The sequence below is a fragment of the Prevotella sp. TF12-30 genome (assembly GCF_003436715.1).
GTDB lineage: Bacteria > Bacteroidota > Bacteroidia > Bacteroidales > Bacteroidaceae > Prevotella > Prevotella copri_A.
The window spans coordinates 3,874-24,464 of sequence record NZ_QSQJ01000046.1; the positions used below are offsets into that span (position 1 = coordinate 3,874).

16 protein-coding genes and 1 tRNA gene are annotated in these 20,591 nt (G+C 49.1%); 10 read left to right on the plus strand and 7 right to left on the minus strand.

What is annotated here, in order from left to right:
• Positions 1-359: 359 nt before the first annotated feature.
• The 5 genes from DXD25_RS13805 to DXD25_RS13825 form a co-directional block, all read right to left on the minus strand.
• Entirely contained in the window at positions 360-1,232 is an 873-nt protein-coding gene (locus tag DXD25_RS13805) for an RNA polymerase sigma factor RpoD/SigA (RefSeq protein ID WP_089542470.1), read from the minus strand.
• A 113-nt stretch (positions 1,233-1,345) separates the two neighbouring features.
• Entirely contained in the window at positions 1,346-3,064 is a 1,719-nt protein-coding gene (locus DXD25_RS13810; protein ID WP_117664003.1) for a GH25 family lysozyme, read from the minus strand.
• Between the two features lie 90 nt (positions 3,065-3,154).
• Positions 3,155-4,522 (minus strand): tRNA lysidine(34) synthetase TilS, encoded by a 1,368-nt coding sequence (gene tilS / locus DXD25_RS13815; protein WP_233522330.1) that lies wholly within the window; start codon positions 4,520-4,522, stop codon positions 3,155-3,157.
• An 88-nt stretch (positions 4,523-4,610) separates the two neighbouring features.
• Positions 4,611-5,354 (minus strand): 3-deoxy-manno-octulosonate cytidylyltransferase, encoded by a 744-nt coding sequence (gene kdsB, locus DXD25_RS13820; RefSeq protein WP_117664004.1) that lies wholly within the window; start codon positions 5,352-5,354, stop codon positions 4,611-4,613.
• A gap of 14 nt (positions 5,355-5,368) precedes the next feature.
• Positions 5,369-6,469 (minus strand): AAA family ATPase, encoded by a 1,101-nt coding sequence (locus DXD25_RS13825; RefSeq protein ID WP_117664005.1) that lies wholly within the window; start codon positions 6,467-6,469, stop codon positions 5,369-5,371.
• A 190-nt stretch (positions 6,470-6,659) separates the two neighbouring features.
• Here DXD25_RS13825 and DXD25_RS13830 point away from each other — a divergent pair, with 190 nt between their 5' ends.
• The 4 genes from DXD25_RS13830 to DXD25_RS13845 all read left to right on the plus strand — a co-directional run bounded on the left by DXD25_RS13830 (position 6,660) and on the right by DXD25_RS13845 (position 8,871).
• On the plus strand, positions 6,660-7,025 hold the full coding sequence (locus DXD25_RS13830) for a 6-carboxytetrahydropterin synthase (RefSeq protein ID WP_089542795.1): 366 nt from the start codon (positions 6,660-6,662) through the stop codon (positions 7,023-7,025).
• Positions 7,026-7,056: 31 nt separating this feature from the next.
• A complete protein-coding gene (locus DXD25_RS13835) occupies positions 7,057-7,641 on the plus strand; it encodes a 7-carboxy-7-deazaguanine synthase QueE (RefSeq protein ID WP_117664006.1) in 585 nt (194 codons plus the stop codon).
• Between the two features lie 86 nt (positions 7,642-7,727).
• Positions 7,728-8,660: a thioredoxin-disulfide reductase gene (trxB, locus tag DXD25_RS13840; protein WP_117664007.1), complete on the plus strand. Its 933-nt coding sequence runs from the start codon at positions 7,728-7,730 to the stop codon at positions 8,658-8,660.
• A 122-nt stretch (positions 8,661-8,782) separates the two neighbouring features.
• Positions 8,783-8,871, plus strand: a tRNA-Ser gene (locus DXD25_RS13845).
• A gap of 70 nt (positions 8,872-8,941) precedes the next feature.
• On the opposite strand, the gene DXD25_RS13850 is transcribed toward DXD25_RS13845, so the two are convergent.
• Complete coding sequence (locus DXD25_RS13850) at positions 8,942-13,219, minus strand: translocation/assembly module TamB domain-containing protein (RefSeq protein ID WP_233522331.1); 4,278 nt, start codon at positions 13,217-13,219, stop codon at positions 8,942-8,944.
• Between the two features lie 317 nt (positions 13,220-13,536).
• On the opposite strand from DXD25_RS13850, the gene DXD25_RS13855 reads away from it, so the two are divergent.
• Genes DXD25_RS13855 through nqrF form a run of 6 tightly spaced genes read left to right on the plus strand, consistent with a single transcriptional unit; the run spans position 13,537 to position 19,255 of the window.
• Positions 13,537-14,892 (plus strand): Na(+)-translocating NADH-quinone reductase subunit A, encoded by a 1,356-nt coding sequence (locus DXD25_RS13855; RefSeq protein ID WP_117664008.1) that lies wholly within the window; start codon positions 13,537-13,539, stop codon positions 14,890-14,892.
• A 27-nt stretch (positions 14,893-14,919) separates the two neighbouring features.
• Complete coding sequence (locus DXD25_RS13860; protein ID WP_117664009.1) at positions 14,920-16,077, plus strand: NADH:ubiquinone reductase (Na(+)-transporting) subunit B; 1,158 nt, start codon at positions 14,920-14,922, stop codon at positions 16,075-16,077.
• A gap of 18 nt (positions 16,078-16,095) precedes the next feature.
• Positions 16,096-16,698, plus strand: a complete 603-nt coding sequence (locus DXD25_RS13865) for an FMN-binding protein (RefSeq protein WP_089542478.1) — start codon at positions 16,096-16,098, stop codon at positions 16,696-16,698.
• Positions 16,699-16,710: 12 nt separating this feature from the next.
• Entirely contained in the window at positions 16,711-17,337 is a 627-nt protein-coding gene (locus tag DXD25_RS13870) for an NADH:ubiquinone reductase (Na(+)-transporting) subunit D (protein ID WP_089542479.1), read from the plus strand.
• 1 nt (position 17,338) lies between these two features.
• Entirely contained in the window at positions 17,339-17,962 is a 624-nt protein-coding gene (nqrE, locus tag DXD25_RS13875) for an NADH:ubiquinone reductase (Na(+)-transporting) subunit E (RefSeq protein ID WP_117664010.1), read from the plus strand.
• Between the two features lie 18 nt (positions 17,963-17,980).
• Positions 17,981-19,255, plus strand: coding sequence for an NADH:ubiquinone reductase (Na(+)-transporting) subunit F (gene nqrF, locus DXD25_RS13880; RefSeq protein ID WP_117664011.1), 1,275 nt, complete (start codon positions 17,981-17,983; stop codon positions 19,253-19,255).
• Between the two features lie 662 nt (positions 19,256-19,917).
• Here nqrF and DXD25_RS13895 read toward each other — a convergent pair.
• The gene (locus DXD25_RS13895; RefSeq protein ID WP_117664014.1) at positions 19,918-20,259 is read right to left on the minus strand and encodes a hypothetical protein; all 342 of its coding nucleotides are present in this window, start codon (positions 20,257-20,259) and stop codon (positions 19,918-19,920) included.
• Positions 20,260-20,591 lie beyond the last annotated feature (332 nt).

The window sequence follows — 20,591 nt, forward strand, 5'->3', positions numbered from 1 at the left end:
AAGTCTGATATTGGCTATATTGATAGACTTCTGTCGTAACTTCTAAAGAGATTACATCTTTTACTTATAATTTTCCCTGCCAGCTTGTGAAAGCCTGCAGGGCTTTTAATCCGAAAATCCAAAGATATCATATATCTATAAATATAAATACCAACTCCTGAAGAGTTGATACTTGCTTTTGTTTTTTAGGTTTACTTATCACATAAGCAAAACCCCCATCCCGCTTGAAAAAGTAGGATGGGGGGTTGCTGTTTGTCTGTTACCTTTAAGATAATATCTTATTTCAATTTACTCTGCACCCCTAGGGGAACTTCTATGGGGCTGAGTAGTTACATTATCTTTATCCAGAAAATTTATCTTTATCCCAGATATTTCATCAGGATACCGATCTTACCGGATTCTCTGAGCTTGGTGATGCTCTTCTCTCTGATCTGTCGAACTCTTTCGCGTGTCAAGCCCATCTTGTCTCCTATTTCTTCCAGACCCTTCTCGGTCTCGTCGATACCGAAGCAGGCGCATACGATCTTGCGCTCTCTTTCCTTCAGACATTTGTTGAGAACCTGTTTCAGCTCCTGAGCCATACTCTCATGATCCACGTGCTTGTCGGTACGGCTGTCGTCTCCGCTTGACATCACATCTGCCATCGAGTTGTCATCGTCTTCGCCGAATGGTGCATCGATGCTTACATGATGACCGCTAGCCATCATACTCTGAGAGATTTTATCTTCATCTACACCGGTGCGGGCAGACAGTTCCTCTACGCTAGGGCGGCGCTGGTTTTCCTGCTCAAATCGGTTGATTTCCTGGTTTACCTTGTTGAGCGAACCCACCTGGTTCAAAGGCAGTCTCACGATGCGGCTCTGTTCTGCTATTGCCTGGAGGATGCTTTGGCGAATCCACCATACAGCATAGGAGATGAATTTGAATCCGCGGGTCTCATCGAAGCGCTCTGCAGCCTTGATGAGTCCGATGTTGCCTTCGTCAATAAGATCGGTGAGTGTGAGTCCCTGATGCTGATACTGTTTTGCCACAGACACCACGAATCGCAAGTTGGCTTCTACCAATTTGTTCTTGGCTCTTTCGCCAACTCTGCCTCCCTTTCTTATCTGCTGTGCCAGCTCTATCTCTTCCTCTATAGAGATCATTGGCGCTCTGCCGATCTCTACCAGATATTTATCTAGTGCTTCACTATTTCGATTGGTTATGCTCTTTTGTATCTTAAGTTGTCTCATGATGATCCTACCCCCAAATTTTGTTACTAAACTCCACAAAGTTAGTAAAAAATGTGATAGGTTGTATTTTCCTACAACATAATTTAACTAAAAATACTTGATTTTTCGAAATTTTATCTAACTACCTCATTTTGAGAGAATTTTGTGAATGCGTCTTGATAGCCATTGAATACATTGATATCTACGGCTCCGTGGATGCCTGCCACACGGCCATCCGGGCATAGCTGCCAATATACCAGGTGGATGTCTGGCTTGTATTCGCCATAGCGGGCAATCCATATTTTATAGTTGTGCTTCAGATCGGGTGCTGCAGGCAGATACCGGTTTACGAAGATCTGACTGATGTAGAGGATAGGTTTTACGCCCGTGGCTCTTTCCACCAGTCTTAACCAGGTTCTTACTCTTGCGAAGAGAACGCCCGGACCTCCCATCTTGCTGATCTGGCTATGCGATGGCTCCAGGTCGAGAACCGGCGGGAAATCTCCTCTCCTGATGCAGCTGTGTCTGAGGAAATGATTTGCCTGAGCAACGGCTGGTGTTCTGGTGCTGAAGAAGTGGTAAGTGCCTACTTTATAGCCATGTGCGCGAGCTGCGCTATAGTCTTTCTTATAGTAAGGATTCACGATTGATTTACCCTCTGTGCTCTTGATGTAGATGAAGCGGATCGGGTAGTTTACGTTGCCTGCCACGGTCTTTCTGCTGATGTTTCCCAGATGCGTGATGCGCAGTTTCTTCCAGTTTATCTGATATCGCTTTCTGCCCTTGATGTGCTGGTATTTCGAGATGTCGATGCCATAGATTCGCTGTGAGGTATATACCAGTCGCTCTCCCTTGTATTTGTCTTTCTTCCATTCGCCCACTCTCAGAGGCTTCTTGGGTGAGATGCTGAATCCCCATCCGTTTCTTTCTCCATTTTTCCATTCTCCTTCGTAGTAGGAACCGTCGTGGCCTATCCAGGTGCCGTATCCTTCTGCCTGGTAGAGACTGTCGTAGCTGCCCGAGAAATACCCCAGTGAGTCATGGCGCTGTTCATAGTTGATGGTGTCTCGGTGGGTGGCTCCCTGCAGGGTTACGATTCCGATGGCTGTGCGGGGTGCAATGCCGTAGATACCGTCAGGGGTTGTTTCTGATGCCAGCTGAAAGAGGTGGCAGTACTGTCTGTCTTTTCTTTCATCTGCATTTGTCTGGATGAGCTTGCAGTCTTCGCTTCGTTGCTTGCCGTTTTCGTCGGTGTAGAATGCCTTATATTTAATAAGGTGTACCAATACCAGTTTGCCGTCTTTCTGGTTTGACTGGTCAGAAGGCGTTTTTCCCTGGATATGATGCAGCGAGTCGAGCATCTTCTTGGCAGAATCTCTCAACACCTTCTCGCGGTTTTCGAAGGCGCAGATTCGGTTGTATCCCAGATCCATTACGCTGTGGGAGTGGATATAGTATGCCAGTTCGCTTTCTTTCCATTTCGAATCCTTGTAGAGACTGTCGAGTGAATCTACTTTCTCTACCAGCACACTGTCTGCATCGAGTCCCTGATAGCGGTTTCGGGTGATGTCGGTATTGTTGGATGCTGCGAGTCGTCCCTGGCATGAAGGAACGAGTGCCCAGCGGTTCATGAAGGTAGCTGCCAGCGTGGTGGTATCTTCGTCGAATCGCAGCATGGTTTTGCCGTTTCTTCTTATTTCGTAGCAGCTGTAGGCTTCTATTCTGGCTTTGGCTGCCTGCACCTGTTCTCTTGTGGGATTCAGACAGCGGTAGGTCCAATATCCCAGGGCGCAAAGTAGAATGATGAATAGGACACCAGCTATTCTGATGCCTTTCTTTCTGTTGTTTGTCATTGTTTCAATTCCTCCTATATTTCTTTTCTCTCCCTTATCTATATATCTATAGTTCTATTATCTATAGTCCTTGTTTTATCTGTTGTTTTATCAGACTTCTGGATTTACCTCCAGTTCTATCTCCAGGATGGATTGGGTGTCGGGGGTGATTCTGCAGTGGTCTGATGTTCTTTCTCCGATGAGCCAGATGATTTCGCCTGCCTTGTCGGTCAGTACATGTTGGCTCATTTTCTCCATGTAGTTTCGCTTGCGGTCTGTCAGATAGTCGCTTACCAGCTTCGTTCCCTTCATACCGAAAGGTTTGAATCTGTCGCCCTGTTGGGAGAGTCGATAGGTGAGCGGGAAACTAACCTGGTCGGCATCCAGGGTGATGCGATGGCTTTCTTTGCTTGGCGTAAAGTCGGCTGTGCGAGGGTAGCGGCGGATTCTGATTCTCGTGTTTCCGGCAAGACTGTAATTTCCTTCTTCCGGAAGGCGGAAAGCTTTTTCTTTCTGCAGGTTATCCATTTCTTTCAGAGGCGTGATGAACAGCTTCTCGCGGTCGATACACAGCATGTATTCGTTGCTTTTCCAAATCTTGCCTATTCCACTGTCCTGGCTGTTCATACTTTCTATGATGCCGTCGATGGTATCACCATGAAAACCATAGCTGCCGATGAGCTGATGGAGCATGAACTCCGGACTTGCCGCCTGCATCACGATCTGCTTGCCGATGGTTATGATATTGCCGGAATCGTCGGGCTGCGATGGTACGTCCACTGCGTCATCGAGCATCATCTTAGCCTGTCTGAGGTATCTAGCCGATTGGGCGATGTTCTCCCTGGCAGCAGGGTTCAGCGTTTCCAACAGCGGAATCACATGGTGGCGGATCTTGTTGCGCAGGGCATCATCCTCCAGGTTGGTGGAGTCGGTGACGTAGTCTTGTCCCTTTTCTGCGAGATAGTCCAGGATGTCCTGGCGGCTGATGCAGAGTAGGGGGCGCAGGATGTTTCCGTTTTTGGGAGCAATGGCAGCGAGTCCATCCACCCCCGAACCTCTCAGCAGATTGAGCAGTAGCGTTTCCACGTTGTCATCTCTGTGATGTGCCACGCAGATGCCGTCGGCTTCGATGTCTCGGGCGAGTTGAGCGAAATAGCGGTAGCGCAAATCCCTGGCAGCCATCTCGATACTCACCTTGTGCTTTTCGGTATAGGTGAGGGTATCGAAGTGGATGCGATGCAGGCAGATGCCTTCACGCTCGCAGAGATCTACGCAGAACTGTTCGTCGCGTTCGCTTTCTTCGCCACGCAGGTGGAAGTTGCAGTGGGCTGCATGGATGGGCATCCCCAGGTTCTTGAGAATCAGGAGCAGAGCCACACTGTCTGCTCCTCCCGAGAGGGTAACAATATAAGAACCGTCGTGCTTCCACATTCCGTGGCGCACGATATAGTTTCTGACTATCGTTTCTATCTTGTTCATATTCTATATTCCTGAATCTTCATCTTCTGAATCTTTCTTTGCTATAATTTATTCCACCTGCCTTGAAAATCTAATCTTGAAGTTTCTTTTAATGTCCTTCTTTCAGAAACTCCTCTGCGCGCTGGAGATCTTCCGGGGTATCGATTCCCACGGTCTCAACGTCTGTGGTTCCCACCTTGATCTTGTATCCGTTCTGCAACCAGCGCAGCTGTTCCAGGCTTTCTGCAATTTCGAGAGAACTTTGTGGTAGCTGGGTTACCTCTCTGAGCACCTCCTTGCGATAGGCGTAGATGCCCAGGTGCTTGAGGTAAGGGAAGTGCTGGAGCCACTCCTCTCGCTCCTTACCTCGTACGTATGGGATGACGCTGCGGGAGAAGTAGAGAGCGAAGCCCTGGTTGCTGACTGCGATTTTCGGACTATTTGGATTCTCTACAGCCTCCATCGTGGTGAAAGCCTTGCCCAAGGTAGCAATCTGGGTAGTTGGGTCATCGAAGCAATGGCAGATGGTTTCCAGCTGGCTCTTTGCCACGAAAGGTTCATCGCCCTGTACGTTGACGATGACATCCCAGTCGCCGCCTATCTTCTCGATGGCTTCTTCTATGCGGTCGGTTCCGCTCTTGTGGTCAGTACGGGTCATTACCGCCTTACCGCCAAAAGCTTCCACGGCATTGAAAATACGCTCATCGTCAGTAGCCACGTATGCTTCTTCTAAAACAGCAGCCACCTTTTCATATACATGCTGAATAACAGGCTTGCCACCAAGCATGGCAAGAGGCTTGCCAGGGAAACGCGTTGAAGCGTATCTTGCTGGAATAATACCGATAAATTTCATAAGCTTCTTTTTTATTATCGCTTCAGAGCGATGTTGTAATTGTAATAATGTGTATTGCCGGTGATGTCTTCGAGCACCTGGATGAAAGGAGGGAACTTCACGCTCTCGCGTTTTGCGATGCCTTTGGTTTCCAGGATCATCAGGTCTTTTACTGGCTCTGAGAATGAATCCAGCTCGAAGTACTGACCTTTCCAGATAAAGCTCTTGCGGTGCTTGCGGATGGTAGCACGGTAAGGGTCTGCCTGCTGCAGCATATTCTCGTAGAGATTGGCGCTGATCTGTCGCTCGGTCTCAATCTGTTCGTTGTCGGCTACGCGCTTCTTGGTGGTGTGAACATATACGTACTTGCCACCTTCGAATCCACGGCGACGGAGACGGATCTCACTGCCTGGTTCTCCCGAAAGATAGGTCTGGACGATATCGCTGTCGATGGCGTTTGGCACTTCGCCGGTCAGTTTCACGATATACTTTCTCTCCTCCTCGATAGGTTGCGGAATACCCAGCACATTGCTGATCTCCTTGAGCACACGGTTCAGCTTGTTGTTGAAGTCCTCGTGGTTGTTAATTACTCTCAGATGTGGATGGCCCTTCCAGGCAGAAACGATTCTCTTGTCCAGTTCCCTGGCTATCTGCAATCCCTTTTCGTCAGCCTTTTCCACTCGCTGGGCGTTGTTGGCTGTGGTATAGAATTGTTCAGCGCCATCTGCGGCAGAAACCAGATGCAGTACGGCATCGTAGCGTTCACGCAACTGGGTGTTGGTGTATCCCTGCTCGGAGATGATGCGGTTCCAGAAGTCTTCTGTCAGATAGGTGGAGATATCCATCGTGCCACGGTCGCAGACGATGATGACCGGCTTGTCGATGGTTTCCGCCATTTTGGTGAAGCTTTCTTCCAGTCCGATCTGAGTCAGGAAGGTAGCTTTTTCTCCCTCGAAGAAGAACTTCTCGTTTTTGGTGAGATAGTTCATACCTGCCTGGGTGAACATGGTAGGAACCTCAGGAATCGTAAACACCTTGTATCCAAGGCCAGAGAAGTGGTCGATTATTTTTACCAGCGCAGTGGTTTTACCTGCGCAAGGACCACCGGTAAGTACAATTTTCTTAATTGTATTCATTATCTTATTTTTTGTTATTATCAGATGCGTCATGGGATGCGTCAAGCGTCCTCATTCCTTTTATGGGTGCAAAGATAGCAATAAATTCTTTAAGAAAGAAAAAAACTTTCGTTTTTATTTTGTATTCTAAATGAATTAATGTATCTTTGCAAAGTAAAACGACAAGAAATAAGACAAGAAATAACAGATGATTTACTTCATTTCAAAGAAATTAGAAATATCAGCAGCCCATTCGCTCACCCTCAGTTACGAGAGTAAGTGCAGCAGTCTGCATGGTCACAACTGGCAGATAGAACTCTTTTTCGTGGGAAGAGAGTTGAACCAGGATGGCATGGTGATAGATTTTACCCATGTCAAGAAAGCGGTGCATGGCAAGATGGATCACGCCAATCTCAACGAGGTGTTTGATTTCAATCCTACCGCCGAGAATATCGGAAGATGGCTCGTGGATCTCTTCCCGGAGTGCTATAAGGCTACGGTGCAGGAGAGCTTCGGCAATACTGCCGTGGTGGTTGACGAAGAGAAAATCAGAGGAATCGAGCATCTGGTTCCTTAAAATCGGAGCTGGTAATTAATATGTAGGAAAAATGTATAAAGTAAACGAGATATTCTATTCCCTTCAGGGAGAAGGAAGATGGTCGGGCAGGCCAGCCTTTTTTGTTCGTATGAGCGGCTGCAATCTGAAATGTCCTTTCTGTGATACGGATTTCAAGGGATATAAGGAGATGAGCGCCGAGGACATCTTGGCTGCGTGCCAGGAGAAGGGCGGCGATTGCCGCTTCATCGTTCTTACCGGTGGCGAACCAACCCTGCAGGTGGATGCGGAACTCATCCATCTCCTGCATCAGCAGGGATATTATCTTTCGATGGAAACCAACGGCACCCACGTGGTTCCTGAGGGCATCGACTGGATTACCTGTTCGCCTAAGTTGGACTTCACGGAGGGCGGCGAACTTGCCTTGAAGAAGGTGGATGAGTTGAAGCTGGTCTTTGACGGCGCCCACGAAGTAAGCAATTATGGATTGGAAGCCACCTATCAGTATCTGCAGCCTTGCGATGTGGGCAATGATGCCCGCAACCGCTTTATCCTCTCCGGCTGCATCGACTATGTGAAGCTGCATCCGGAATGGCAGCTTTCACTCCAGATGCATAAGATTGTGGGTATCCGATAAATCTCATAAGATAATTCCAAATACTCTCACAAGATAATCATTGTAAGATCATCACAAAATCATAATAAAACAACAATAATAATATAATGGAAAAAGTAAAGACATTGATTATAGGTAGCGGTCCTGCGGGATATACAGCTGCCATTTATGCAGGTAGAGCTGGTCTCAATCCTGTATTGTATTCTGGTATGCAGCCAGGCGGCCAGCTTACCATCACCACGGAAGTAGAGAACTTCCCAGGTTATCCTAATGGCGTGGATGGCACTCAGATGATGATGGACATGAAGGAGCAGGCTGCCCGCTTCGGTGCGGATCTGCGCGACGGAAGCATTTCCAAGGTGGATTTCTCTTCCCGCCCTTATCATCTTACCGATGAGCGTGGCAACGAGATCGAGGCTGATACCGTGATTATCGCTACTGGTGCTTCTGCCAAGTACCTTGGTCTGGCTGATGAGGAGAAATATCGTGGACAGGGCGTTTCTGCCTGTGCTACCTGCGATGGTTTCTTCTATCGCAAGCGTACGGTTGCCGTAGTAGGTGGTGGTGATACTGCCTGCGAGGAGGCGATGTATCTTTCTGGTCTTGCCAAGAAGGTGTATATGATTGTGCGCAAGCCTTATCTCCGTGCTTCTGAGATTATGCAGAAGCGTGTAAAGGAGAAGGAGAACATCGAGATTCTTTTCGAGACCAATACGCTCGGCTTGTTTGGCGAGAATGGAGTAGAGGGTGCTCATCTGGTTCGCCACATGGGTGAGGCCAACGAGGAGAAGTTTGATATTGCCATCGATGGTTTCTTCCTGGCTATCGGCCATAAACCTAACACCGATCTCTTCAAGGATTTCATCGATTTGGATGAGCAGGGATTCATCAAGGTGGTTCCTGGCACTGCGAGCACCAATCTTCCTGGCATCTTTGCTGCCGGCGATGTTGCCGACCCGGTTTATCGTCAGGGCATTGTTGCAGCCGGCTCTGGTGCCAAGGCTGCTATCGAGGCAGACAGATATTTGCAGCAGTTGTAAAATAACGAAATGTTTAGGTTGGTAAAATCTGCCAGTCTAAACATTAATTTAGTTAAAAAATTCGTCTGATTTTTTGTCGGATGCTTGAAAAGTAGTACTTTTGCATTCGCATTTCAGACAAAGGAAGATTGGCAGAGTGACCGAATGCGCTGGACTCGAAATCCGGTATACCCTCTTCCGGGTATCGGGGGTTTGAATCCCTCATCTTCCGCGAAACTTTTCTCCATACAAAAAAATCCGCAGAGAGCATAACTTAGCTCCTGCGGATTTATTTTTTATGATTATTTGTTTTCTTTTCGGATGGCTTTCTGGCTCCCGCTTTTCTTCTTCACCACTACTTTCTTCACCTCTTTCTTCTTCTTGATTCCGAAGAGGTCGCGCCAGCCGTTGAAATCCTTTTTCATGATCAGACCGAGACCTTGCGTGTTGAGGCTGTTTCGGGTGAAATAGCGGTCGTTGGTCTGGTTATACATGCGCACGGCGAGATTGCCGTTCGGGAAGATGAGATAACGGAGATCGAAGTCGCCGATGAAACTCTGCGTGGCATTCGCATTGTCGCGATAGCCAAACTGACCATTGAACAGCAGGCGATTGTTGAGCAGCCTTCCGCTCAGGATTCCTTCGTACTCTGCATTGTTGAAGCCTTCATCGCCCGTAGAGATATTGGCACCGAAATTCCAGTTGTTGCTCTTTACCACATTCGATAATACGGTGTTGAGCTGCTGCGAAATCGTACCGCTCAGGAAACTCTGCATCGCCAGTGAGGTCTGACTCTGCTGGTCGGCATCCTCGCTGCTCTGGTTGTTCTTGGTCTGCGCATAGAATCGCCCGATGGCGAGCAGATAGAGTACCTGCTGGTTCATCTCTTCCTGCGAATTGATGACTGAGTAGATCATCTGCTTGGCATCCGTGTTCACCGTAGGCAGGTCCATTGAGAAATCTACGCTCGGTGACTGAGGAGTGCCCGTGATGTTCATCAGACAATCTACTCGGATGTTGTTGCTGCTGAACGAACGGCCGATGCTCAGGTCGCTCAGCGGAACACCGTTCACCGTATATTTCGCCTGCAGATTCAGTGGGGCATTGTATGGATTGCCACCGAAGGCGATGGTTCCGCCCGGCATGAACTCGAAGTCTTTCTTGATTACATTCTGTATCGTGAGCTTATACACTCCGTGGTCCACCACATAGTTGCCGAACATGTCGAAGGAGCCCTTGTTAAACCAGTTGGCTCTTAGTACGCCATTACCGTTCAGCGTGATGTAGTCGCCGCTCTGAGGGTCCATCATCAGCTTCAGCGTCAGGTTAGGAGTGGCATTCACCAGGAAGTTGATGCGCATATCTGACGAGAAGTCGATGTCGTCGTCTGCATCTTTCTGCTGTTGCTTCAGACTGTCGGTCAGCTCCGGAGCGATGTCGTGCCAGTGGATGAAGCTCTTGTCGCTGATGGCATCGGGGCTCGCCACGTTATATACGAAGATGCTGCCAGGTCCCGGTTCTGCATCGATGTCGATGATGGTTTCGCCGCTCTTGCCGTGGATGCCCACCTCGCCGGTGGCATAGACGGTACCGTAGAAGGTGTTGTCGCCAAACTCATGGGTGTCGTAGCCCAGGAAGTTGTGCGCCTTCAGGGTGAGGTCGTAGCTCAGTCGGGTGAGGTGCTTGTGATGGATACCGCCGCTTACGAGTGCCATGTTGTGGTTGCGGTCGAAGATGGTATCATTGTTCAGCAGGATGTCATCCGGAATGGCGTGGGCATGCAGGTTCTTGAAACTGTACTCGGTGCCCAGCTGCTTCATGTGCATCTTGCCGGTGGCGTAGAGGTCGCCCACCAGGTTGATGTCGCTCAGGTCGCCCACCAGATTCACCTTTCCATGGGCTCTTGCCTGGATGTCGTCCATGAAACTGCCGCAGAAGCTCTCCATGAATTTCATGTTCGTGCCCTGCGCCTCGATGCCCAGGTCTATGTAGTTTCGCTTCGGCGATACATATCCGTCTATGAGCGTCTGGTGCTCCTCGCCCTCGTCAGCCACGGCGTTGATGTCTATCTGACTCAGTTCCTTGTTGAAGCTTACGTTGGCATGAAGTATTCCCATCGGACCGTGTTCGAACTCGAAGTCCTTGATGTCGAGCTTGGCGTAGGCGTCAGGATCATTGAAGATGCTCTTCACAATCGCCTTGCCTGAAGCCTTGCCTGAGAAATCCACCGAGTGGAAGTTCACGAGGTTCAGGATATACACCACATCCACATCCTTCAGCTGCGCCACGATGGAGTCTTCCTTGTTCGGGGTGGCGAGTCCGTTCACCGCCACATGCTGGTCGCCGTGGCTCACCTCGAAGTTTTCTATCTCCAGGTGGTTCTTGCTGTAGGTGATGTCAGCCGGATGCACCTTCCAAGGCTTTTCTCCGATATGGATGAGCGATGGCTTGATATCTACGTGGGCGGTAGATACGTTGTCCGTATTCTTGTAGAACTGCGCCTCGGCATTCAGCGCCCCGTGGATAGGCAGGCTCTTGGAGTGGTTGTTGTAACCCAGCGATGCCATCAGGGTGTTGTCGGCTGCCGCTGCCTTCACGTGCAGGGTAGGGCTTATGCTGCCCGCTGCTCCCGTCTTGATGCGCGCATCCACCTTCAGCGTATCGCCCTCGGTGTTCATCTGCAGGGCTCCGCCGCTGTAGTCGCTGCCGTTGTAGCTGAAGGCAGGCAACTGTGCCGTGAGGTTGACCGAGCGGTCTAGGTCGGAGATGTTTCCGTCTATCACCACCGGCTGCTGGATGTCGAGTGGCACGCCCAGCATTCTCTGCAGTATTTCGGTAGAGGCTATTTCTGCCTCTATGCTGAAGTTGTTCCTTGCCTTGTTGCTGGTCTTTCCGATGCCAGGCAGGGTAGGCAGCTTGCTTGCCAGCATGTTAGTCATGGTCTGAACCAGGGTGCCGTAGTCGTACTGTCCCTTTACGTGGATGTTGGCAAATGGTGCTTCCAGGTCCAGATAGCTGTCTGCTCCTTCGTTCTTGGCATTCACCCTGATGTCGTTCAGGGTGTAGGTGTTGTCTGCCATCTTCACGCCCAGTACGGTAGGTTGCAGATGCGCCAGGTTGAGCTGGGCTTCATACTGCTTCTTCGGGATGGAGTACTTGCCCGCCACCTGCAGGTTGATGTTTGGGTCGGCGATGGATGCGAGTCCGTCGATGAGTCCCTTGTTGTAGCTGCCGTCCAGCCTGATGTTGCGGAATCGGTAGTTGTTGAAGTCGAACAGCGGAATCTCGCCCTTTGCCACGAGATGTTCCTTGGTGCCCTGTGCGGTGATGTGTGCGGCGATGATGCCCAGTTTGGCATTGTCGAGTATCTTGCCCAGGTTGATGCCCTTGGTATCCACCTTGGCGTAGAGCTGCTTGCCGTTCTGGTGGGCGTCTATCTCTACGTTTCCTGCGTCGGTGCGCAGTACGCCCTTGGTTCCTATCTGGCTCTTGCCTTTTCCGCTGATTACACCTTTATAATATATGTTGCCCAGTCGGAGCACCTCTTTCGGAATCTTCACTTTGCTGCCCAGGTTGGCGGCTATCTGCTCCACGCCCTCGTCAGAAACCTTCAGGGTCTCTATGTTGGCGAGCCAGTGCAGCTTTCGGTTCCAGTCGCTTGCCTTGGCGCTCGCCTTGAGCAGGATGCTTCCGCTCTGGGTCTTGAAGTGGAGCTGGTGGATGCGTGCCGATGTACTGGTGCCCGAGAAGTGGGTGTCGATGTAGAGGGCATCGTTCCATTTTCTGAGGATAGGAGCGAAGCAAGCCACGTCCGACAGGGTGATGAGCGATGGCTTGATGCCGCCCTCAAACTGCAGCGTTTCGCTGATGAGCTTTCCCTTCTCGTCGGTGCGGTAGGTGGCGATGAGGTCTTCCAGCAGCAGGTGGCTCTTCGGGAGTTCCAGTTGGAAGTCGCTCAGGCGCGCCTGATGCTTGTCTGCATTCACCTTGAATCGCAGATTCTTTATTTGAAGTCCTGATTTATCGGTGAAGGCTATCTTCTTGATGGATAGATGAATATCATCGTCTGTGAGATGATGCAGTGCGATGTGTGCCGAGAGATTGCTGATGCCGATGTGCTGAGGCGAGAATACCCCCGCTGCCGATGCGATGTCGCGCTGGTTGTAGGCGATGGATCCGTGGCGGATGATGACGCTTCCGATGCGCAGGTCGAGTGGCTTGTGCTGGGTGGTATCCTTCGAGGCGAGCGAATCGAGCATGAACTGGATGTTCATGTCGCTCTTGGCATTCTGCCTGTAGATGTTGGCTCTCAAACCGAAGAGCTGTGCCGATGAAACCGAGATTTTTCCGTCTTTCAGCGGCAGCAGGTCCACCTTTGCCGAGAGTCGTGAAGCATAGATCATGCTGTCGCCTTTCTGGTCGAGCATTCTCACATCGTCGATGATGATTCGGTTGAAGAAACCCAGGTTGATCTTTCCCACGCTCACTTCTGTTCCGAATTTCTGGGCGAGGGCAGTGGCTACGGTAGAGCCGAGGAAGGTCTGTACTGGTGGCAGATGCAACAGTACGATGAGTATCACATAAAGGGCGAAGATTGTCCAGATGATACAGCTGATGATATGTTTAAATCGTTTCAGAGTCTTATGAATATTTAATGTTAATTTGCAATGGGCATTTGCCGTTAATTTGCAATCTGTGTTTGTCAAAACACGCTTGCAATCTGAATCTGTATTGAAATTTAGGCACAAATTTACTGCTTTTTTGTTACATTATCAAATAATTTAGTGATTTTTCTTCCTCGTCTTACTTTTTTTTGCTATTTTTGCAGCATAATTTGAATGTTTTCACAAAATAAAACCAGAAAATCAGTTTTAAATATAATATTTTTAATGTAGTTATGGCAAATGTAATTAAGTTACGTAAAGGCTTGGACATTAACCTTACGGGTAAGGCTTCCAAGGATGTAGCCATCCCTGTGGTACAGGCTAGCGAGTATGCACTCGTGCCTGCAGCCTTCGTGGGTGTTACTCCTAAGGTAGTTGTACGCGAGGGAGACCATGTCAATGCCGGAGATGCCTTGTTTGTGAACAAGGCTTGCCCAGAGGTGAAGTTTGCCTCACCAGTGAGCGGTCAGGTTACCGCCATTGAGCGAGGGGAGCGTCGCAAGGTGCTTTGCATCAAGGTGAAGGCAGACGCTGAGCAGACCTCTACGGATTTTGGTAAGAAAAACGTTGAGTCGTTGGACGGTGCAGCCGTGAAGCAGGCGTTGCTCGAGGCTGGATTGTTCGGTTACATCAACCAGTTGCCTTACGCTGTATCCACCACACCGGATACCACTCCTAAGGCAATCTTCGTTTCTGCCCTCCGCGACATGCCGCTCGCTGCCGATTTCGAGGTAGAACTCGCTGGCAATGAGGAAGCTTTCCAGGCAGGTTTGACAGCCTTGAGCAAGATTGCGAAAACTTATCTTGGCGTTGGAGTTGAGCAGCACAGCAATGCGCTCGGCGAGGCTAAGAACGTGGAACTCAATGTTTTTGATGGTCCTTGTCCTGCTGGAAATGTAGGCGTTCAGGTGAACAACATCGACCCTGTAAACAAGGGCGAGGTGGTTTGGACAGTAGATCCTGCATCGGTAATCTTCTTCGGTCGCCTCTTCCTTACAGGTAAGGTTGATCTTCACAAGAAGGTGGCTGTAGCTGGTAGCGAGATGAAGCAGACCGGTTATGCTAACGTGTTGGTAGGTACTCCATTGGCAGCTTTCGTTGAAGCACAGCTCAAGAGTACATCCCACGTTCGCCTCATCAATGGCAACCCATTGACCGGTACCAAGACCACCATGGCAGATTACGTAGGCGGACACACCTCAGAGATCACAGCCATCCCAGAGGGTGACGACTGCGACGAGATGCTGGGCTGGATTCTTCCACGCACCAACCAGTTCTCTACCTCGCGTTCTTATCTCTCCTGGCTCTTCGGTAAGAAGAAGGAGTACAATCTCGATGCCCGTATCAAGGGTGGCGAGCGCCACATGATTATGAGCGGTGAGTACGACCAGGTTCTCCCTATGGACATCTTCGGTGAGTATCTCATCAAGGCAATCATCGCAGGCGATATCGACAAGCAGGAGCAGCTCGGTATCTATGAGGTTAGTCCTGAGGACTTTGCGGTAGCTGAGTTCGTGGATAGCTCTAAGCTCGAATTGCAGAAAATAGTACGTGAGGGCTTGAACACCCTGCGCAAGGAGAATGCTTAGTTTTTAGTACTGTTAATTATTAAAATAATGAGTGCATTAAGAAATTATCTCAATAAGATAAAGCCTAACTTCCAAGAGGGAGGTAAGCTGCATGCCTTCGAGAGCGTGTTTGACGGTTTTGAGAGCTTCCTGTACGTGCCAAATACGACAGCGAAGAGCGGAGCCAGCATCCACGATTCTATCGACTCGAAGCGCATCATGAGTTTTGTGGTAATCGCCCTGATTCCTGCATTGCTCTTCGGTATGTATAATGTGGGATACCAGAATTTCAAGGCTGCAGGTACACTGGATGCTGCCAGCTTCATCGAGGTCTTCGGCTTCGGATTCCTGGCTGTCCTCCCTAAGTTGCTGGTTAGCTACATCGTGGGTCTCGGCATCGAGTTTGCCTGGGCTCAGTGGAAGCACGAGGAAATCCAGGAGGGTTACCTCGTCAGCGGTATCATCATCCCATTGATCATTCCTATCTCTACACCGCTGTGGATGCTCGCCCTGGCGTGCGCCTTCGCAGTCATCTTCTGCAAGGAGATCTTCGGTGGTACCGGTATGAACATCTTCAATGTGGCTGTGGGTGCCCGTATGTTCCTCTTCTTCTCATATCCACTGGCTATGAGTGGTGATAAGGTCTGGGTGGCTAAGGATGCTATCTTCGGTCTGGGTAACACCCTGCCTGATGGCTTCACTGCTGCTACTCCTCTCGGCCAGCTGGCTCAGGGCAGCATGCCTTCAGCAAGCCTCTGCGACTCTATCACAGGTTTCATTCCTGGCTGTATCGGTGAGACATCAGTCATCGCCATCGCCATCGGTGCCATCATCCTTCTCTGGACAGGCATCGCATCTTGGAAGACCATGGGTTCAGTATTCGCAGGCGGCATCGTGATGGCGCTTATCTTCCAGGCTCTCGGTATGACTCCTATCGCTTGGTATGAGCACATCGTGCTGGGTGGTTTCTGCTTCGGTGCCGTGTTTATGGCTACCGACCCTGTAACTTCAGCCCGTACAGAGAAAGGTAAGTACTTCTACGGATTCTTCATCGGTGCCATTGCCGTTATCGTACGTGTGATGAACCCAGGTTATCCAGAGGGTATGATGCTCGCTATCTTCTTCGGCAACATGTTTGCTCCACTCATCGACTACTGTGTAGTTCAGGGCAACATCTCACGCCGTGCTAAACGTGCTATTAAATAATGTAGGAGGAATGTAGATATGAAGACAAATTCAAATAGCTATACTATTATCTATTCGGTTATCATCGTGGTAATCGTGGCATTCCTGCTCGCATTCGTGTCTTCTTCGCTGAAGGCAACACAGGATGCCAACGTGGCACTTGATACTCAGAAGCAGATTCTGAACTCCCTGAACCTGCGCGACCTTGACAACGCTACTGCGGCTGCCAAATATAAAGAGGTGGTGAAGGACGAGAAGGAGAAGGACGGCATGAAGTATTACGAGTGCGAGATTGATGGTCAGAAGAAGACCGTATATTCCGTAAAGGGTATGGGTCTCTGGGGCGGCATTTCAGGCTTCATCGCCGTGGATGCTGACAACAACACCATCTATGGCGTATATTTCAACCACGAAGGCGAGACAGCCGGACTGGGTGCTGAAATCAAGGACAACCTGAAGTGGCAGCAGAAATTCCAGGGCAAGAAGATTCACAAGGATGGAGTAGAGGGCATCGCTCTGGGCGTTGAGAAAGACGCTCCTGCCGGCGACCCTAACAATGTGGATGCCGTTACCGGTGCTACATTGACATCCGACGGTGTGGATGCCATGCTCAAGGAAGGTCTTGCTAAATTCATTAAATAATTAAGCGAAATTATGGCATTATTTAGTAAACAAAATAAGGAGGCATTCATCAAGCCACTGAACGGCGACAACCCTGTCCTCGTCCAGGTGCTTGGTATCTGTAGTGCCCTGGCTGTTACTTCCCAGCTGAAGCCAGCCATTGTGATGGGACTTGCCGTTACTATCATCACGGCATTCTCTAACGTGATTATTTCCATCATCCGCAACACCATCCCTCAGCGCATCCGTATCATCGTTCAGCTGGTGGTAGTGGCTGCCCTGGTTACCATCGTGAGCCAGGTGCTGAAGGCTTTCGCCTACGACGTGAGCGTGCAGCTCTCCGTGTATGTGGGTTTGATCATCACCAACTGTATCCTGATGGGTCGCTTGGAGGCATTCGCCATGATGAACAAACCTTGGCCTTCATTCCTCGATGGTGTAGGTAATGGTTTGGGTTACGCCCTCATCCTCGTGATTGTGGGTGCTGTTCGTGAGTTCCTGGGCCGCGGCTCTTTGCTCGGTTTCCAGCTGATTCCAGAGGGAGCTTACGACTTTGGATATGTTAACAACGGTATGATGACCATGCCAGCCATGGCATTGATTCTCGTTGGATGTGTAATCTGGGTACATCGTGCCTATATTTATAAGGAGGAGAAGTAAGATGGAGCACGCAATAAGTTTGTTTTTCCGTTCGATTTTCGTCGATAACATGATCTTCGCCTACTTCCTGGGTATGTGCTCATACTTGGCAGTATCCAAGAACGTGAAGACCTCTTTGGGCTTGGGCTTGGCAGTAACCTTCGTGTTGCTCATCACCGTGCCTGTAGATTACCTGTTGCAGACCAAGGTGCTCAGCGCCGATGGCATCCTGGGTGTTGACCTCACTTACCTGAGCTTCATCCTCTTCATCGCCGTCATCGCCGGTATCGTGCAGCTGGTCGAGATGATTGTAGAGAAGTTCTCACCATCGCTCTATGCAGCGCTGGGTATCTTCCTGCCATTGATTGCCGTAAACTGTGCCATCATGGGTGCATCGCTCTTCATGCAGCAGCGCATCCTGATGGATCCTGCCAATACTCAGGCTATCACCTCTGTATGGGATAGCATCGTTTATGCCGTAGGTTCCGGTCTGGGTTGGACTCTTGCCATCGTCCTGATGGGAGCCATCCGCGAGAAGATGCAGTATTGCGACGTGCCAAAGCCATTGCAGGGACTCGGCATCACATTTATCACAGTAGGCCTCATGGCAATGGCTATGCTTTGCTTCTCAGGCTTGAAAATCTAAAATAGGAGGACTATAGATATGGGTAATACATCATTTATATTGGCTAGTATCGGAGTTTTCCTCGTGGTGATTCTCCTGCTGGTTATCATCCTGCTCGTGGCTAAGAAGTATCTGAGCCCTAGCGGAAATGTAAATATCGAAATCAATGGCGACAAGACCATCAACGTGCCACAGGGCAGCAGTTTGATGACTACGCTGAATGAGAACGGCATCTTCCTGCCTTCTGCCTGCGGCGGTAAGGCAAGCTGTGGCCAGTGTAAGGTGCAGGTGCTCGAGGGCGGCGGCGAGATTCTCGATTCTGAGAAGCCTCACTTCACCCGCAAGCAGATTAAGGACCACTGGCGCCTGGGATGCCAGTGCAAGGTGAAGGGCGACCTGAAGATCAAGGTGCCTGAGAGCGTGATGGGCGTGAAAGAGTGGGAGTGCGAGGTAATCTCCAACAAGAACGTTTCATCATTCATCAAGGAGTTCAAGGTGGCATTGCCTCCTGGCGAGCACATGGACTTCGTTCCAGGTTCTTACGCTCAGATCAAGATTCCTGCATACGACTGCATCGATTACGACAAGGACTTCGACAAGGATCTCATTGGCGAGGAGTACATCGGAGCATGGAAGAAGTTCAACATCTTCTCTCTCAAGGCTCACAACCCAGAGTCTACCGTTCGTGCTTACTCTATGGCGAACTATCCTGACGAGGGTGACATCATCACCTTGACCGTACGTATCGCCACAACTCCATTCTTGCCACGTCCACAGGTAGGATTCCAGAACGTACCAACAGGTATCGCTTCTTCTTACATCTTCTCATTGAAGCCAGGCGACAAGGTAATGATGAGTGGTCCTTACGGTGACTTCCATCCTAACTTCACATCGGGCAAGGAGATGATCTGGATTGGTGGTGGCGCCGGTATGGCTCCATTGCGTGCGCAGATTATGCACATGACCAAGACTTTGCACACCACCGACCGTGAGCTTCACTTCTTCTACGGAGCGCGTGCATTGGGTGAGGCATTCTTCCTGGAAGACTTCTGGGAGCTTGAGAAGGAATTCCCTAACTTCCACTTCCATCTTTCATTGGACCGCAAGGACCCAGTGGCAGATGCTCAGGGCGTGAAGTACTACGAGGGATTTGCTGTTAACTGCATCCGTGATACCTACTTGAAGGATCACGAGGCACCAGAGGATTGCGAGTACTATCTCTGCGGACCTCCAATGTTGATCAAGACTGTAACCGATTATCTCGATTCTCTGGGAGTTGATCCTGAGAGCATCATGTACGATAACTTCGGATAAAAGAAATCTTTCCCTTCCGGAAGACTTTCCGGAAGGAGAATTTCTGGAAAGAGAATTTCCGGAAAGAGATTATAAAAATAAAAGCGATGCTTGCATGAATTTGCAGGCATCGCTTTTTGTATATGAAAGTTTTTGCCCTTACAGGGCGACAAACTTGCGTCATGATTACCCAGGGCGTTGCCCTGGGCTAGGAGCTTCTGCCCTTTCAAGGGCGAAGGGGACGGGCTGGGTGGTGACCTTCATTTTATGAACCCCGCCAACTTTTCAAAATGTAAATGAATCAAAAGTTCCAATATTTGGTATTGAAATTTGCTAACCTATCAAATAGTTCACGAATGTCTAAACCCATATATGGGGATTGACGCTCTTCAATACCCTCAAAAATTTTTCGCCCCGCATATTCGCCAGATGGGACGCTGCTTACACTTTTGATTCTTACAACTTCAATAACTTTTCCTTTATAACACCCAAGAATATGGGTTGCAGCAGAGGCTTTTTCGTTTGCAATGCGCCAATATTTTATAGTGCAGTTGTACACACTGTCACGATACAGAGGATTACTTCTGTCATTATTCCGTAAAGCCTCATACGAGTTCTTAATGTTGACAAATATAATTTTGTCAGATTCCCTAATAGTCACCATATATGTTATAAATATATTATTATTGTTCGTTTTTGAACATATCTAATGGCTTTTGTGGTATGACATGTTCATAGAACTCTATGATTTTGTACGACTTATTTTCATACGTTCTGTAGTCCTTGTTATAACGTTGGATTCTACGGAGTTTCACCTTGATGGCGTCACCTTTTCCAAATCGTTCTCCCTCGTTTATTTTCTGCATCAGAGCATCGTCCTTTACAATCATGGAAATCTTAAAGCCATTATACATGAATTGCCATCGTGCTCCTGGTTCAAAGTTCAAGCCAACAATGACGAGGGTGGTATCTTCGTCTATGATTTTTTCGTTAGGGATGGTCTGTCCTTGTAATTCTAATTGCATGGTTATATGTCTCATTTTATGGGTTGTACAAATGTTGTGGGAAAGAACCTAAGTTGATTAAGTAGATTTCCTTTTTACTTCACAAAAGTACTTTGTTTTTATAAGATAACAAAAATTCTCTTCATTTTTTGCACAACTTTAACATCACTATGTGGTAGCGGTGCAAAGGATTCAAATCCGCTGTTCCTAAAAAGGTTGGGATATTTTTTTACGCCAGATTGCAAATACGTTGGAGTGCCAGGGTAGTGTTTTCGGTCGGAATAGCCAAAATGTATTTCCCTTAGCTTAAAATATTTGAAATTGTGTTTGGTAAATTCGGAATTTCTTCGTAA

Coding starts and splice junctions, on each gene's coding strand:
- DXD25_RS13865 (WP_089542478.1), top strand. CDS start 16,096: ATGAAGACAAATTCAAATAGCTATACTATTATCTATTCGGTTATCATC.
- DXD25_RS13810 (WP_117664003.1), bottom strand. CDS start 3,064: ATGACAAACAACAGAAAGAAAGGCATCAGAATAGCTGGTGTCCTATTC.
- nqrE (WP_117664010.1), top strand. CDS start 17,339: ATGGAGCACGCAATAAGTTTGTTTTTCCGTTCGATTTTCGTCGATAAC.
- tilS (WP_233522330.1), bottom strand. CDS start 4,522: ATGAACAAGATAGAAACGATAGTCAGAAACTATATCGTGCGCCACGGA.
- kdsB (WP_117664004.1), bottom strand. CDS start 5,354: ATGAAATTTATCGGTATTATTCCAGCAAGATACGCTTCAACGCGTTTC.
- DXD25_RS13855 (WP_117664008.1), top strand. CDS start 13,537: ATGGCAAATGTAATTAAGTTACGTAAAGGCTTGGACATTAACCTTACG.
- DXD25_RS13870 (WP_089542479.1), top strand. CDS start 16,711: ATGGCATTATTTAGTAAACAAAATAAGGAGGCATTCATCAAGCCACTG.
- nqrF (WP_117664011.1), top strand. CDS start 17,981: ATGGGTAATACATCATTTATATTGGCTAGTATCGGAGTTTTCCTCGTG.
- DXD25_RS13860 (WP_117664009.1), top strand. CDS start 14,920: ATGAGTGCATTAAGAAATTATCTCAATAAGATAAAGCCTAACTTCCAA.
- DXD25_RS13895 (WP_117664014.1), bottom strand. CDS start 20,259: ATGCAATTAGAATTACAAGGACAGACCATCCCTAACGAAAAAATCATA.
- DXD25_RS13805 (WP_089542470.1), bottom strand. CDS start 1,232: ATGAGACAACTTAAGATACAAAAGAGCATAACCAATCGAAATAGTGAA.
- DXD25_RS13825 (WP_117664005.1), bottom strand. CDS start 6,469: ATGAATACAATTAAGAAAATTGTACTTACCGGTGGTCCTTGCGCAGGT.
- trxB (WP_117664007.1), top strand. CDS start 7,728: ATGGAAAAAGTAAAGACATTGATTATAGGTAGCGGTCCTGCGGGATAT.
- DXD25_RS13835 (WP_117664006.1), top strand. CDS start 7,057: ATGTATAAAGTAAACGAGATATTCTATTCCCTTCAGGGAGAAGGAAGA.